The sequence below is a fragment of the Mesorhizobium sp. Root102 genome (assembly GCF_001425625.1).
Classification (GTDB): domain Bacteria; phylum Pseudomonadota; class Alphaproteobacteria; order Rhizobiales; family Rhizobiaceae; genus Mesorhizobium.
In genome coordinates, this window is record NZ_LMCP01000035.1 from 1 (window position 1) to 15029 (window position 15029).

Sequence of the window (15029 nt, forward strand, 5' to 3'; positions counted from 1 at the left end):
GGCGCATATCCAGGAAATGGAGGTCGAGCACCTGAATCGCCGCAATGCGCAGCGCGGTCGGCCGCCGGTCGAACCGATCTACCGCCTGCAGGATGCCGCCGCGTGCATGACCTTGTTTCGGGCTTTGGAATATGGCGAATGGACCACGGTCGCCGAAGGCCTTCGCGCCCGCTTCTGGAATGCCGGCCACCTGCTTGGTTCAGCATCGGTCGAACTCGAGATCGACCGGCGGGATGCGCCCCTGCGCCTCATGTTCTCGGGCGACATAGGCCCCGGCCACAAGCTGCTTCAGACCGATCCAGAGGGGCCGGCAGGCGTCGATTATCTGATCTGCGAATCGACCTATGGCGACCGCGACCGGCCTGACGTCTCGCCCGAAGAGCGGCGATCCCAGCTCGGCGACATCGTTCGTGGCGCCGCCGAGGCGAGCGGACCCCTTGTCATCCCGTCCTTCGCCGTCGAGAGGACGCAGGAACTGCTGGTCGACTTGTATCTGCTCATGAAATCGGGGGAGGTGCCGTCTGCTCCGGTCTTCGTCGACTCGCCGCTGGCAACACGCGCCAGCGCGATATTCGAGCGGCATGCCGACGACATTGAGCAGGGCAACGTGTTGCGCCAGGCCCTCGACTCGAAAGAGCTGCGCTTCACCGAGACGGTGGAGCAGAGCAAGGCGATCAATCGCCTGAGCGGCTTCTTCGTGGTGATCGCCGCCAGCGGCATGTGCGACGCGGGGCGTATCCGCCATCACCTCAAGGCCAATCTTTGGCGCAGGAACGCCACGGTGATGATGGCCGGATATCAGGCCCAAGGGTCGCTCGGGAGGATCCTGCTCGACGGCGCTGAGCGCGTGCGCATCCAGGGTGAGGAAGTCGAGGTCAAGGCACGTATTTGCCTGTTCGACCTCTATTCCGGCCACGCCGATGCGAGCGAACTGGTTGCCTGGCTCAAGGCCCGAACTCCGGTGAAGCAGCAGGTGTTCTTGACGCATGGAGAGGAGGCTGGACTCGGCGGCCTGCGTGGAAGGCTTGCAGGACTGATACCCGACGACAAGATCATCATCCCGAGGCTGGACGATGCTTTCCAATTGACCCCCGGCCGCAGTTTGCCGGTCGAGCTCAACGAGCCCCGCCGTCTGAAGCCGGAAAAGATTGCCCGCCTCGATTGGCACAATGACCTTTCAAAGCTGCTCCTGGACGTAAACGAGGCGGTCAGCGCCGCGGCCGACGAACGAGGTCGCGCAGAGGTCATCAGACGCATGCGAAGGGCGCTCGAGGACAAGGACGCATAGAAACCGCGAAGCGGTGAACTGAAAGCGCACGAGTGCGTTGGTGTCCATTCGCTGCAGATCGACGAACACAGGCCCGTGTCGCAGTCCTGCGACAGGCGCCCCAACAGGCGATGGGAGCCAGACATGACAGAGCATACGACGATACCAGCTTCCAGTGGCCTTCTGTCCGATCGCGAGTTGCACGATATCGATGCCTATTGGCGTGCTGCCAACTATCTGACGATCGGCCAGATCTACCTGCTCGACAATCCGCTGCTGCGCGAACCGTTGCGGCTGGAGCACGTCAAGCCGCGCCTCCTCGGCCATTGGGGAACGTCGCCGGGTTTGAGTTTTATCTATGCACACCTCAATCGCGCGATCCGGCTCAGGGACGCAAATGTGATCTATGTCTGCGGCCCAGGCCATGGCGGCCCGGCAATGGTGGCGAACACCTATCTCGAAGGCACCTATAGCGAGCTCAATCCGGACATTGCGATGGACGAGCAGGGGATGCGCAAGCTGTTCCGGCAGTTTTCGTTTCCCGGCGGTATCCCGAGCCATGCAGCACCGGATGTGCCCGGCTCGATCCACGAGGGCGGAGAGTTGGGCTATTCGCTTTCGCATGCCTATGGCGCCGCCTTTGACAATCCGGATCTTGTGGTCGCCTGTGTCGTCGGTGACGGCGAGGCTGAAACGGGACCACTGGCAGCCGCGTGGCATTCCAACAAATTCCTCAACCCGGCGCGCGACGGGGCGGTGCTGCCGATCCTGCATCTGAACGGCTACAAGATCGCCAATCCGACCATTCTGGCCCGCATTCCCGAAGACGAATTGCGCGCGCTGTTTGCAGGCTACGGCTATGAGCCGCTGTTCGTGGAGGGCCACGAGCCAGTGCTGATGCATGAGCGTATGGCGAGCGTGCTCGACGATGCGTTTGATCGGATCCAGGCTATCCAGCATGCCGCACGCCACGGCCCTGCGGCGACCGCGTCACGACCAAAATGGCCAATGATCGTGCTGCGCAGCCCCAAGGGCTGGACGGGACCGAAAGAGGTCGACGGTCTGAAGACCGAGGGCTTCTGGCGCTCGCACCAGGTACCCTTGTCTGGCCTTGCGGAAAACCCGGCCCATCTCAGGCTGCTCGAGGAGTGGCTGAAAAGCTACCGGCCCGAGGAACTGTTCGACGCCGCCGGCGCTCCTGTCGCCGCGATCCGCGCCACGGCACCCCAGGCGACACGGCGCATGGGCGCCAACCCGCATGCCAATGGCGGCCTGCTGCGCAGGTCTCTCGATCTGCCGGCGCTGCATGACCACGCCATCGCGCTCGAGCGCCCTGGCGCCGTCAAGGCCGAGTCGACGCGGGTCATGGGCAGCTTCCTGCGTGATGTCATGCAGTTGAACGAGGCCTCGAAGAACTTCCGGATCGTCGGCCCGGACGAGACCGCCTCGAACCGCCTTCAGGACGTGTTTGAAGTGACCGAGCGTGGCTGGATGGAAAAGATCCTACCCGAAGACGTTCATCTGGGGCGCGAAGGCCGGGTTCTCGAAATCCTCTCCGAGCACACCTGCCAGGGCTGGCTGGAAGGCTACTTGCTCACCGGGCGCCATGGCCTTTTTTCCTGCTACGAGGCGTTTATCCATATCGTCGATTCCATGTTCAATCAGCACGCGAAATGGCTGGATGCCTGCCGCGATATCCCGTGGCGGCGACCGGTCGCATCGCTGAATTATCTGTTGTCCAGCCATGTCTGGCACCAGGAACACAATGGTTTCAGCCATCAGGACCCTGGCTTCATCGACGTCGCCCTCAACAAGAAGGCCGACATTGTGCGGGTCTACCTGCCACCGGACGCCAACACCTTGCTCTGCGTGACCGACCATGTGCTGCAAACCTGGAACCGCATCAACATTATCGTCGCCGGCAAGCCGCCGTCATGGCAGTGGCTGTCGATGGACAGGGCAATCGTTCACTGCCGGGCAGGGATCGGCATCTGGGACTGGGCGTCAACGGACGATGGGGCTGAGCCCGACGTCGTGATGGCTTGCGCTGGCGACGTCCCGACCCTCGAAACGCTGGCCGCGGTGCAGATACTCAGGCAACAGGTTCCCGATCTCAGGATCAGGGTGGTCAATGTCGTCGACCTGATGACTCTTCAGCCAAAGGAATATCATCCGCACGGTCTTTCGGATCGCGATTTCGATGCCCTGTTCACCACCGACAAGCCGGTCATTTTTGCCTATCACGGCTATCCCTGGACCATCCATCGCCTGACCTATCGTCGCACCAATCACGACAACATCCATGTGCGCGGCTACAACGAGGAAGGGACGACGACGACACCTTTCGATATGACGGTGCTGAACGGCCTTGACCGCTTCCATCTCATCCAAAGCGTCCTTGACTGGGTTCCGCAACTCAAGAGCGTTCGGGTCGTGTTAAAGCAGGCGATGGATGGCAAGCTGCTTGAACATCGAGCCTATATTCGCGCCCATGGGCAGGATATGCCGGAGATACTTGACTGGAAGTGGGGACAGGATCCTGATGCGGCGCCAAAGCGTCCAGATTGAGCGGTTGCCCGTCCTCCAGCACATGGGGGCAAGATATCGGATGGCTTCATGACCGATGCGATCCTTGTCCTGAACGGGGGTTCTTCGAGCCTGAAGTTCGCCGTCTTCGAAGAGCGTGACCAAGTTCCGTTGCTGCTGCGCGGCAATGTCTCCTCTCTCGACCGTCGGCCACGGCTGCGCGTCGAGGCCGCGGCCGGCAGGTCCAAGATCGACAGGAGCATGGGCGAAGCACCGATCGATATGGACAAGGCGTTCGCGGCGGTGGTCTCCGTGCTCGCCGAAAACGATCTCCTGCGTCGCATCGACAGAGTAGGGCACAGGATCGTTCACGGCGGCCGTGGCTTCACCGAAGCAACGCGGCTCGACGAACGCACGCTCGATGTACTGCGCTTGCTCGAGGCGATGGCGCCCATCCATCAACGGATCAATCTCGAGATTGTCGCGCTGGCCACTGAACTCTTGCCGCAGGCCCTCCAGATCGGGTGCTTCGACACGGCGTTTCATTCAGCCCGGCCGGAGCTCGCCAAAATCTACGGGCTGCCGCGTGCGATGACCGAGGCGGGCATCGTGTCCTACGGCTTTCATGGGCTATCCTACAGCCATATCGCTGCAAAGCTGTATGACCGATACGGCACCCGCGCGGGCGGCCGCACGATCGTCGCCCATCTCGGCAGCGGCGCCAGCCTGTGCGCCATGGACGCCGGACGAAGTATTGCCACGACGATGGGGTTTTCGACACTGGACGGCTTGGTCATGAGCACGCGCAGCGGCGCGCTGGACCCGGGCGTCATCCTCCACTTGCTGCAGGAACGGCGGCTGTCCGCGGAAGAACTGGTCACGCTTCTCTACGAGCAATCCGGTCTGCTCGGTGTGTCTGGAATATCTGGTGATATGCGGACCCTAATCGGCTCAGACGACCCTGCCGCCGCTGAGGCTGTCGATCTCTTCGTCTATCGGATCGGACGGGAGATAGGATCGCTGGCCGCTGCCATGGGCGGACTGGACACGCTGGTGTTCACTGCCGGCATTGGCGAAAACGCGCCGTTGGTCCGGGAAAGGATCAGCGCCGCCGCGGCCTGGCTTGGAGTCGGTCTCGACGATGAGCGAAACCGAGGAGGCGAGGAGGTGGTCAGCGCTGCGAATTCCCGCGTCGATGTCCTTGTCATTCCAGCGGATGAAGAAAGAGCTGTGGCCAAGGAGATGCTCATCTTTCGATCTGCCGCGGCCGCAACGGCCCGGGAGGGACCGCGGTAGCTAACTGGCCGATCGCGCCCCTAGCTCCCGCCGAACCAGGACAAGCGTCGCATCGTCGGGATCGGTCGTAACGGTGAAACCCATGTCGCGCTCGACCTCGATCGCAGCACGGTTTTCACGGCTCTCGATCGACTCGATCGCTTTGAGGCCGAGTTCTTCGGCATATTTCGCAACATAGGCGAGCAGCTCCCAGCCAACGCCCAGATGCTTGCGATCCTGGCGAATGCAGATCGCAACCTCGCCGTTTCGATCGGCTCGATCGCTTGCCAGCGTCGCGACCGCGATCAGCATCCCGTCGATCGAGAATGCCAGAAAATTATGGATATGGGCGTCATCTGAACGCGTCATCGCCACCAGCCGTTCATGCGAGACTTCCTTCACAGCGCCGAGAAAGCGGAAGCGCAGGTCGTCCGGGGTCACATGAGTGAAGAACTCGGCCAGCGTTGGCTCATCTTCAGGGCGCGCGCGGCGCACTTCGAAGTGAAATCCGGTCCGTGTGGTAATTGCGCTATTCGTGGTCATATGCGGATCTCTAATCCTGGGTTGTTCTGATCGGCGGGGTGCAGCTGCCCAAAGGGATATGGCTTCCTTTGGGTACCCTTCGTGCCACCGTTCGACGATGTCTGGTCATTCGCTCATGCAGTGGAGCGCGTCGTGCTTGACAATTTCGATGCTGCGCAGGTTGAGGAGTCGGATAACGCCCTTGTCCTTCAGCCGGGTGAAGACACGGGAAACGGTCTCGATGGTGAGGCCGAGATAGTCGCCGATGTCCATACGCGACATTGGCAGTTCGACCTGCTGCAATCCACCCTGGCGCTCCGCCATGTCAACCAGGAAAGCGGCGATGCGTTCGATGGCGTTCTGGCGGCCGAGAACCAGCAGGTGTTCCTGCGCGCGGGTCAAACCCTTCAGCGCCAAGGGCAGCAGCTGGCGAGACATGTCCGCCCCGGCAGTGAACCGCAAGACGCGGACAGCTGTAGCGTTGATCGCTTCGGCGAAGAAATGATGTGTTGCGTCTGCCTCGAAACCGAATGTCTCTCCGGCCAGGTGAAAGGCGCTGATCTGCCGGCGACCGTCGGCAAGGAGACGGTAGATGCGCACGGCACCGAACTCGACCTGATAGAAGGCCCCAGCCTTCTCGCCCTGGGCATAAATTTCCGCACCGGCGGGAAAAAAGCTGACCGGCTGCAGTGGTGCCGGGTCGAAGGCGTCCGGCGGGCTTGGTTGCACAGAATGCGACGGCAGTGAGATTCTGGAACTCGTGTAGGCGTGCATGGCTGTTTTCCCGGTTGATCCGTGACACAGCAATCGCGCGTATCCGCGGGTCGCGAAATTCGGTTATATCCCTACGGGAAACTACCTACTCTACACGGAGCGGATCTGCAGTCGCCAAATGCGGCTACGACCTTCAACGAGCGATTGCGCTGGCCTTGGACCAAATAGACGCCTAGCGTTGCGGTTACGTTTCCCCAAAGGAGGGATACGGTCATGCAGGATCCCTACCGCGAATACTTACATCACGAAAACATCAGACCCGGACCGTCGTGCAACGCTCAAAAATCTGTTGGCCGAGGAATTGGCCAGATTTGTAACAATAAAAAAGAAACCAATTGACTGACGCCCGGCCTGATTGATCCAAGTCAAGCCATAAGCCAATCCGGATGCCTATGATCCCCTTAGCTTTTGCATAGCAATGGGGAGCCGTTTCGAACTAATGTCAGGTTCCGGGGCGGTTGATGCGCAACGATGTATCTTCCGCAGTTTCTGGTGGGAATGTTTGTCACCTCGGCCATCGTTGCGGTGTGGACCTACGCGGCAACGGGCTCGGTCTGGACAGCACTGGGCTGGGCGATTATCGACTTGGTCGTTCTGCAGGTCGGATACTTCGCTTTTGTCATACGCCTGATTTCCAAAGGCTCGACGGCAGACGCTGAAGCAGACTCGGCATCACTCAGCCATGTTCCGCCACCCCAAAGAGACGGCACGTTGCTTTAGCCGTCTCCAATGATCGCGACGCAGCCGTATCAAACACTCGCGGCACGCGCCTTGCCATGTTTTGCTAATCTCTGGGACAAGGTTGAATGCGCATTGCAATCCTGTCTGACATCCATGCCAATCGCGAGGCGTTCGACGCGGTCCTGGAAGCTGTTCACGAACGCGGTAGTCCAGACGAATTGGTATTGCTCGGTGATTTGGTCGGCTACGGTCCTGATCCCGTCTATGTGATAGAGAAGGCCGCCCATCTGATGGCTGACGGCGCGCTTTGCATCATGGGCAACCACGACGAAGCAGTGGCGCTGAATCTAAGCAACATGACGGAGAACGCGCGGTTCGCCGTCCAGTGGACTCGCGAACGCATCGCTCCGGCACATCTTGATTTCCTGGCGCGATTGCCGCTCTCGCTGCAATCCGAAGACCGCCTGTATGTGCACGCAAGTGCGGAGCGACCGGGAAAGTGGCCCTATATACGCGACGTGGACTCAGCGGAACGCTGCCTCTCGGCAAGCGACGCCCGCTTCGTTTTCTGCGGCCACACCCACATTCCCGCCATCTACTACGCGCTGCCCGGGCGCCGGCCGGTGCATTTCCAGCCGTTGGACAATGTAGCAGCGCCTTTGTCCGACCTGAGGCGTCACCTGGTGATTGCCGGCGCGGTCGGCCAACCCCGCGATGGTAACCCGGCGGCGTGCTTTGTTCTTGTCGACACGCAGCGACACGAGGTCACGATGGTTCGTGTTCCCTATGATCACGAGGAAACAGCTCGCAAGATTCAAGCCGCCGGCCTGCCTGGATGGCTTGGCATGCGTCTGAAGATCGGCCGCTAAGGAGACGTATTCGATGCAACGGTTTGAGGCAGGGGCAGTCATCGATGGTTTCGAGCTGGTCGAAAAGCTGCCCTCCGGCGGCATGGCCTCGCTCTGGCGGGCAACCAACCCCCGGTACGATTTCCCGCTTGTGCTGAAGATCCCGTTTCTCGACCCGGGTGGGGATGTCTCCGTCATCCTCGGTTTCGAGGCGGAGGAGCTGATCATGAAACGCCTGTCGGGACCGCATATGCCGCGTTTCGCGGCATCGGGCAGCCTGGCGCAGGTTCCCTACATAGCCATGGAGTTTGTGGCCGGCACTGGCCTGGCGGATATCGTCGGCAAGGCGCCGCTGCCTGTGGACGAGGTAGCAAGCATCGGCACCGAGATTGCCACGGCCCTGGCCGCCCTCCACCGGCAGAAGGTCGTTCATCTCGATCTCAAGCCCGAGAATATCATTCTTGCCGAGCGCGGCGCGGTGCTCCTCGACTTCGGGCTCGCCCGCCATGCAGAGCTTCCCGATCTTCTCGGTGCGGAAAGCTCCGTGCCAATGGGCACCGCCGCCTATATTTCGCCAGAACAGGTGCTCGGGGAGAGGTCAGATCCTGCAAGTGACCTGTTCGCACTGGGTTGCCTCCTCTATCAGCTGGCTACGGGCGAGGAGCCGTTCGGGCGGCCGGCGACTTTCGCGGGGATGAAGCGCAGGCTCTATCACGCCCCCAGGTCGCCGCGAGATATCAACGAGGCCATTCCGCGGTGGCTGGAAGCCATCATTTTGCGATGCATGGATGTGGACAGGACTCGACGATATGTCGAGGCGGCGCATGTTCTTTCGGATCTCAGCAACCCCGACCAGGTGGTGGTTGCCAGGCGTAAGCCCCGGGACGAGGGGGGGTGGGCTGCGATCACAAGGTTGTTTCGCAAGACTGATGACAGAGCGCTTGTCGGCAGGCCGACCTCGTCGAGGACACAGGCCGGACCGTCAATTGTTCTTGCGGCAGTCGATCTGGCCAATGGCAGCGATGCGCTGGCAGGCGAGGTTCTCAGCGAGACCGCCCGCGTGCTTGCCTCGCGCGCGGATTCCTGGCTGGCCTGCGTGACGGTCCTGAAGACCGAAATCATCGGCGAGACGCCGGCGACCGACGAATCCGGGCGCTCAGTCTACTTGAAGCGGCTCGTCGCGCTCAAGGATTGGGCCCATCCACTGCATCTGCCGGAAGACCGCATCAGCTATCATGTGCTTGAAGCGGTCAGCCCCGCCGATGCGATCCTCAACTACGCCGAGCACAATGACGTAGGGCATATCGTCGTTGGAGCCCGGGCGTCCTCGGCAATCCGCCGTCACCTCGGCAGCGTCTCGACCAAAGTCGTGGCACAGGCCCTTTGCTCGGTTTCGGTCGTTCGATTGAAGGCGGTCGAGGAACAAGGGCGGCAGGTTGAGCGCAATTCCGCAAGTGAGCCCAGAACTGTTGACGAGGATCAATGATGGACGGGGTCATTCCCCGTCAGATGGCTGTTCAATTGAGGAACAGGCCATGCAGACGAACGAAACGCCGCGATACGACGCTAGCGTGAACACAACCGGTTGCTGCCCGAGGTTCAATCCCGAGGGCTGGGACGGCCAGGACTTGCACTTCAAGGACAAGCGGTTCGTCAAAGCCTCGACCCTCAGCGTCATGCATATCCCGATGAACATGGGCAGCGTGTTCGCGCGCGTTAACAAGCACATCGAAGACGCTGGCGCTTCGATCCCGGCCAGTTTATCGTTCTCAGCAAGGATGTCTCGCCCTGGGCCAGCGAACATCTGTTTGCGGTCTCGAAACCTGTCGCCAACGAGGAGATGACCACGCTGAGCGGCGACTATGTGACCAAATTGTTCGAGGGGGGCGAGGACCTGGGATAATGAAATGCGGCAGATTGCGCGCGATCGAAACACAGAGCCGCGTGATGTGTATTTCTTCTACACGACATGCCCGAAATGTGCGAAAGCCTATGGCAAGAACTATGTCATCGGTGTCGTGGCCGCAGCCTGGGGTCTCGCAGGCTCGATGGGCGAGGGCAGGGCGCTGGCTTCGAACCAGGTGCCGAGCTCCCCTCTGACAATTTCGACGGCATCGTCGAGCTTGCCGATTGCAGCAGGCTTGCCTGTCGCTTCAATGAATTCGATTGCAGCGCTGACCTTCGGTCCCATGGAGCCGGCCGGAAAAGTCCTGTCTGATAGCTCCTTGGGGCTCACGCGCCGGAGCACCCGAGCGGCCGCTGTTCCGTAGTCGATATAGACGGCGTCGACATCCGTCAGCATAAGCAGCATGTCTGCCTTCAACTGGCGGGCAAGAAGCGAGCTTGCCAGATCCTTGTCGATGACTGCTTCCACGCCGCACAGACTGCCGTCATCCCGGGCTATCACCGGAACGCCACCACCGCCGGTGCAGATGACGATCACGCCGCGTTCGACGAGGAATGAAATCACCGACGCTTCCAGAATTTCCAGCGGTCGTGGCGAGGGCACGACGCGGCGCCATTTGTCGCCATCAGGCGCGATTTGCCAGCCGCGTTCGGTGGCAAGCCTGCGTGCGGTTGCCTCATCGTAGACCGGGCCGATAGGCTTCGTCGGGTGAGCGAAGGCTGGATCGTGCGGGTCCACCGTCACCTGCGTCAGCAGGGTTGCGAACAGCCTCTGCTTGAGCAGGTTGCCGAGCTCCTGCTCGATCACATATCCGATCATGCCGGCGCTCTCGGCCCCGAGCACGTCGAGTGGAAACGCCCCGTCGCCCGGGCTGGCAGCGGCCTGGAGCGCGAGCAGACCCACTTGCGGGCCGTTGCCGTGCGTGACTACAACCGAGTGTCCTTCGCCGATGAGTTTCCCGAGCACGGATGCAGCGCGTTTGATGTTGGCGCGCTGGTTCTCCGCCGTCATCGGTTCTCCACGGCGAAGCAGTGCGTTTCCGCCGAGCGCAACGACGATAAGCATCTCAGTTGCCGATCGTGGCGACGAGCAGGGCCTTGATCGTGTGCATCCGGTTTTCGGCCTGGTCGAAGACGATCGATGCTGCCGACTCGAACACCTCGTCCGTGACCTCCATGCAGTCGATGCCATATTCCTTCGCAACGAAGGCGCCGATCTCGGTATCGGTGTCGTGGAATGCCGGCAGGCAATGCATGAATTTGACGTGGGGGTTGCCGGCGGCAGCCATGACATCGCTGGTGACACGATATGGAGTCAAAAGGCGAATGCGCTCGGCCCAGCCCGATTTATCCTCTCCCATCGACATCCAGACGTCGGTGTAGATGAAATCAGCGTCCTGAACACAGCCCTTCACGTCTTCGTCGAGGCGGAAGCGGCTGCCGCTGCGTCCCGCCAGGTCCCTGACATGGGAGCAGAATTCCTCGTCCGGCCAGAGTTCCCTTGGCGAGGCGAGGCGCATGTCGATGCCGACCTTGGCTGCTCCCAGTGCCAGGGATAGCGCGACATTATCCCGGCCCTCACCGACGAAAGCGACGGTCATGTCCGAAAGATGCTTGTGCGTGAATTCACGCATGGTCATCAAGTCGGCGAGGATCTGCGTCGGATGCGCCTCGTCTGTGAGACCGTTATAGACGGGCACGCCGGCATGCGCGGCAAGCAGTTCGGCCTGATGCTGACCGAAGCCGCGATACTCGATCGCATCATACATGCGGCCGAGCACGCGCGCCGTATCTTTCATGGATTCCTTGTGGCCGATATGGCTGCCACTGGGACCGAAATAGGTGACGTGGGCGCCCTGGTCATAGGCCGCCACCTCGAACCCGGTCCGGGTGCGGGTCGAATCCTTCTCAAAGATCAGCGCGATGTTCTTTCTGACGAGACGCGGTATCTCGTGGCCGGCGAGCTTGGCCGACTTGAGGTCGACGGCCAGCTTGAGAAGAAAGCGGATCTCGTCGGCCGTGAGATCGTCCAGAGTCAGGACGGAGCGGCCATGAAGATTGATCGACATAGAGATTTCCTTTCGGATCAAGTAGGGTCGCGGGCAATCGGACAGGTCATGCAGTGCCCGCCGCCGCGCCCGCGACTAAGCTCGGCGCCTTCGACCGTGATCACTTCAATTCCTGCACGGCGCAGAAGCGTGTTTGTATAAACGTTGCGGTCGTAGCCGATGACCACACCGGGCTCGACCGCAACAACGTTGTTGCCGTCATCCCATTGCTCACGCTCGGCTTCATAGCGGTCGCCGCCGGTGGCGATGATCCGCAGCGACTTCAGCCCGAGGGCTTCGGCAACCACAGCTGTGAACGGCTCAGTTTCCTCCGTCACCTCGACCGACGCATTTCCGTCGCCTGGCCGTAGTGAGAAGGTGCGCAGCCGATCGACCACAGGCGGGTACATGGTCACAAGGTCGCGGTCGCAGAAGGTGAAGACGGTGTCGAGATGCATGAAACTGCGATCCCGCGGCATCAGCGCCGCAATCACCCGTGTCGCCTCGCCGGCCGCGAACAGGCTGCGTGCGAGGTCGCCCACGGCTTGCGGCGTCGTGCGCTCTCCCATGCCGACGAGAACTGCTCCGCCACCAATCGGCATGACATCCCCACCTTCCAGGCTGGTGCCTGTTCCCAAGTCTGGCGACACGAAGGGAATACCGCTGTCGCGAAAGCGGGGATGGAAACGGTAGACGGCTTCGACATTGGCTGCTTCCGGGCGTCTCGCGGGCCAGTACATGGAATTGACCGAGACCGAGCCATAGATCCAGCAGGAACTGTCGCGAGTGAAGAGCTGGTTCGGCAGCGGCGGCAGCACGAAATCCTGGGGGGCGAGCGTCCTTCCGGTCAGGCCTTTGGGCTCGAAAGGAAGCTCCGCCCTGGCGATGCCCCCGACAAGGCAAGACGCCAGCTGCTCCGACGACATCTCGTTGAGCCATCCCCGCATCTCGTCGACCATGTCCAGTCCCACGACGCCGGGATGAACCCGGCGGTCGAGGAGCCAGTCGCGGGCCTTGGTCAGGCTCATTGTCTCAGTCAGGAGCTCCCCGAAAGAATGCACCAGCACGCCGCGTTCGCGCAACGCGTCGACGAAGACATCGTGCTCCTGGCGGGCCCGCTTGACCCACAGCACATCGTCGAAGAGGAGGGCCCTGCAGTTTTCCGGCGTCAGCCTGCGCAGGCTGAGGTCCGGACGGTGGACCATCACCTCGCGCAGCCGGCCGACTTCGGAGTGGACACCCAAGCTTGTCATCGCGTCAATCCTCTCACAGCGGGCTGACGGCGCCGGTCCACATCTCGTAGACGGCGAGGATGGCGACGGCGACGAGGGCCGCGGCGAGTGCCGCTTCGGCAGTATGGAACACGCGCTGATTGGTTTCGCGGCGCGCCCAGATGTAGAAGATGATGCCGGGCGCATAGAGGATGGCGCACATGAACAGGTATGCCGGCCCCGCCGCGTAGACGAGCCACAACCCGTAGACCGTTGCCAGCAGCCCGGCAAAAAGCGGCCCGACGCGCTGCTCGCCGCTCTGGTAGCTCTCTCCCGTCAACGCGAGCTTGGCCGCGTAGGCTCCGGAAAAGATGTAAGGAACCAGGATTGCGGCCGACGCGATGTAGAACAGCGCCTGGTAGGTGCTTTGGGCGAAGAGCGTGATCACCAGGAAAGCCTGGACGAGCAGGTTGGTGATCAGAAGCGACATCGAGGGCACACCGCGCTCGCTTTCGCGGCCGAAGAATTTCGGCATTGTTCCATCCTTGGCGGCGACATGCGGAATTTCGGCCGCAAGCAGCGTCCAGCTGAGGAAGGCGCCGATCACGGACACGACAAGCGCTATGTTGATCAGGATGGCGCCCCAGGGGCCGACAACCGCCTCCAGCACGCCGGCCATGGAGGGGTTCTTCAGGGCGGCGAGCTCAGGCTGGCTGAGGATGCCGAGCGACAGCAGCGACACCAGGGCGTAGAGCGCGAGACAGGTGAAGAAGCCGAGAACTGTCGCTGTGGCGATGTCCTTGCGGCGCTCTGCACGTCCGGAAAAGACGCTGGCGCCTTCGATGCCGATGAACACCCAAAGCGTCACCAGCATGGTGCTCTTCACCTGTGCGGTGATCGAGCCGAGATTGGCGTTGCCGAGACCCGTGAAGTCGAGCGACCAGACTTGCATTTTGAACGCGACAGCAACAACCCCGACAAACAGGACAATCGGAGCGATCTTGGCCACCGTGACGATGAGGTTCACGACAGCGGCCTGCCGGATGCCGGCGAGAACCAGGACGTGGATCAGCCACAGCAGGATCGATGCGCCAAGCACCGCCTGCCAGGTGTTTCCGTCGCCGAACGCCGGAAAGAAATAGGACAGGGCGCTGAACACGATCACCGCGTAGGAGACGTTCCCGACCCAGGCACTGATCCAGTACCCCCAAGCGCTGTTGAAGCCGATGAAAGGACCGAAGCCGGCCTTGGCATAAGCATAGGGCCCGGCGTCGAGCTCGGGCCTGCGGGTTGCAAGCGATTGATAAACGAAGACCAGCGCCAACATGCCAACCGCGGTGATGGCCCAGCCAATCAGAATTGCGAGCGGACCGGCACCTGCCGCCATGTTCTGCGGCAGGCTGAACACGCCGGAGCCGACCATGGAACCGATCACCAATGCGGTCAGGGAGCCCAGTCGAAGTTTCGTTGGCGCCGCAGTCGCGACTTTCGGAACAGGGATATTGAAGTCAGCCGTGGTCATGGTGCTCTCCCAAATTTGATGGCTCTCATGGGAGGCAACAGACAAGAAATGAGCGCTAGCTGCCTTGATACGGGTCAAATCCGTTTGCGAGCGGCAATGGCAAGTTTGGGGTTCCTTGGGCGCCCGGGAAAAGCGCTCGCTCATCGAGCATGCACATGAGTCCGATCCACTCGCCCGATGTCGCATAGCTGGCTCTCGCCGTCGCCGAACGAATGGCGGGCCGACTTGCGCCCCTGAGATCGTCGAGGCGAGAATCGCTAGGTGCGTTGACAGATCGTCAGGCGATATCGGCCGGTTCGGCTTTGCGTTTTCGCCCCGTAATCATGGCCCTGACAAGGTTTTCGCGGTGGTGAAAGCTTGCCAGCGCAACGCCGCCAATGTGAAAGAAGACGAGCAGCAACAGGCCATGCGCCGCCAAGCTGTGCGCCGCTTCGACCCACGATACACCGA

12 protein-coding genes are annotated in these 15029 nt (G+C 61.5%); 6 read left to right on the forward strand and 6 right to left on the reverse strand.

The genetic code is table 11. From position 1 onward, the window contains the following. The 3 genes from ASD12_RS24175 to ASD12_RS24185 form a co-directional block, all read left to right on the forward strand. On the forward strand, window positions 1-1288 hold a 1288-nt coding region (locus ASD12_RS24175), incomplete at its 5' end, for an MBL fold metallo-hydrolase (RefSeq protein ID WP_056592253.1). Between the two features lie 123 nt (window positions 1289-1411). After that, window positions 1412-3835, forward strand: a complete 2424-nt coding sequence (locus ASD12_RS24180; RefSeq protein ID WP_056592257.1) for a phosphoketolase family protein — start codon at window positions 1412-1414, stop codon at window positions 3833-3835. A 48-nt stretch (window positions 3836-3883) separates the two neighbouring features. Next, the gene (locus ASD12_RS24185) at window positions 3884-5089 is read left to right on the forward strand and encodes an acetate/propionate family kinase (RefSeq protein WP_056592259.1); all 1206 of its coding nucleotides are present in this window, start codon (window positions 3884-3886) and stop codon (window positions 5087-5089) included. On the opposite strand, the gene ASD12_RS24190 is transcribed toward ASD12_RS24185, so the two are convergent. Next, window positions 5090-5611 carry a GNAT family N-acetyltransferase gene (locus ASD12_RS24190; protein ID WP_056592261.1) on the reverse strand — a complete coding sequence of 174 codons (522 nt, stop codon included), beginning with the start codon at window positions 5609-5611 and terminating at the stop codon, window positions 5090-5092. A 105-nt stretch (window positions 5612-5716) separates the two neighbouring features. After that, window positions 5717-6364, reverse strand: a complete 648-nt coding sequence (locus ASD12_RS24195; protein ID WP_056592264.1) for a helix-turn-helix domain-containing protein — start codon at window positions 6362-6364, stop codon at window positions 5717-5719. Window positions 6365-6835: 471 nt separating this feature from the next. Between ASD12_RS24195 and ASD12_RS24200 the strand changes: the two genes are divergently transcribed. The 3 genes from ASD12_RS24200 to ASD12_RS24210 all read left to right on the forward strand — a co-directional run bounded on the left by ASD12_RS24200 (window position 6836) and on the right by ASD12_RS24210 (window position 9379). After that, window positions 6836-7084: an exopolysaccharide production repressor protein gene (locus ASD12_RS24200; RefSeq protein ID WP_056592266.1), complete on the forward strand. Its 249-nt coding sequence runs from the start codon at window positions 6836-6838 to the stop codon at window positions 7082-7084. A gap of 86 nt (window positions 7085-7170) precedes the next feature. Further along, on the forward strand, window positions 7171-7914 hold the full coding sequence (locus tag ASD12_RS24205; RefSeq protein ID WP_056592269.1) for a metallophosphoesterase family protein: 744 nt from the start codon (window positions 7171-7173) through the stop codon (window positions 7912-7914). Between the two features lie 13 nt (window positions 7915-7927). Further along, a complete protein-coding gene (locus tag ASD12_RS24210; protein WP_056592272.1) occupies window positions 7928-9379 on the forward strand; it encodes a bifunctional serine/threonine-protein kinase/universal stress protein in 1452 nt (483 codons plus the stop codon). A 516-nt stretch (window positions 9380-9895) separates the two neighbouring features. Here ASD12_RS24210 and arcC read toward each other — a convergent pair. The 4 genes from arcC to arcD are packed head-to-tail and all read right to left on the reverse strand — an operon-like array spanning window position 9896 to window position 14579. After that, window positions 9896-10864 (reverse strand): carbamate kinase, encoded by a 969-nt coding sequence (arcC, locus tag ASD12_RS24220; RefSeq protein WP_056592277.1) that lies wholly within the window; start codon window positions 10862-10864, stop codon window positions 9896-9898. A gap of 1 nt (window position 10865) precedes the next feature. Then, the gene (gene argF / locus ASD12_RS24225; RefSeq protein ID WP_056592279.1) at window positions 10866-11867 is read right to left on the reverse strand and encodes an ornithine carbamoyltransferase; all 1002 of its coding nucleotides are present in this window, start codon (window positions 11865-11867) and stop codon (window positions 10866-10868) included. Window positions 11868-11884: 17 nt separating this feature from the next. Beyond that, window positions 11885-13099 carry an arginine deiminase gene (locus tag ASD12_RS24230; protein ID WP_056592281.1) on the reverse strand — a complete coding sequence of 405 codons (1215 nt, stop codon included), beginning with the start codon at window positions 13097-13099 and terminating at the stop codon, window positions 11885-11887. Between the two features lie 13 nt (window positions 13100-13112). Further along, on the reverse strand, window positions 13113-14579 hold the full coding sequence (arcD, locus tag ASD12_RS24235) for an arginine-ornithine antiporter (protein WP_056592283.1): 1467 nt from the start codon (window positions 14577-14579) through the stop codon (window positions 13113-13115). Between the last annotated feature and the right edge of the window lie 450 nt (window positions 14580-15029).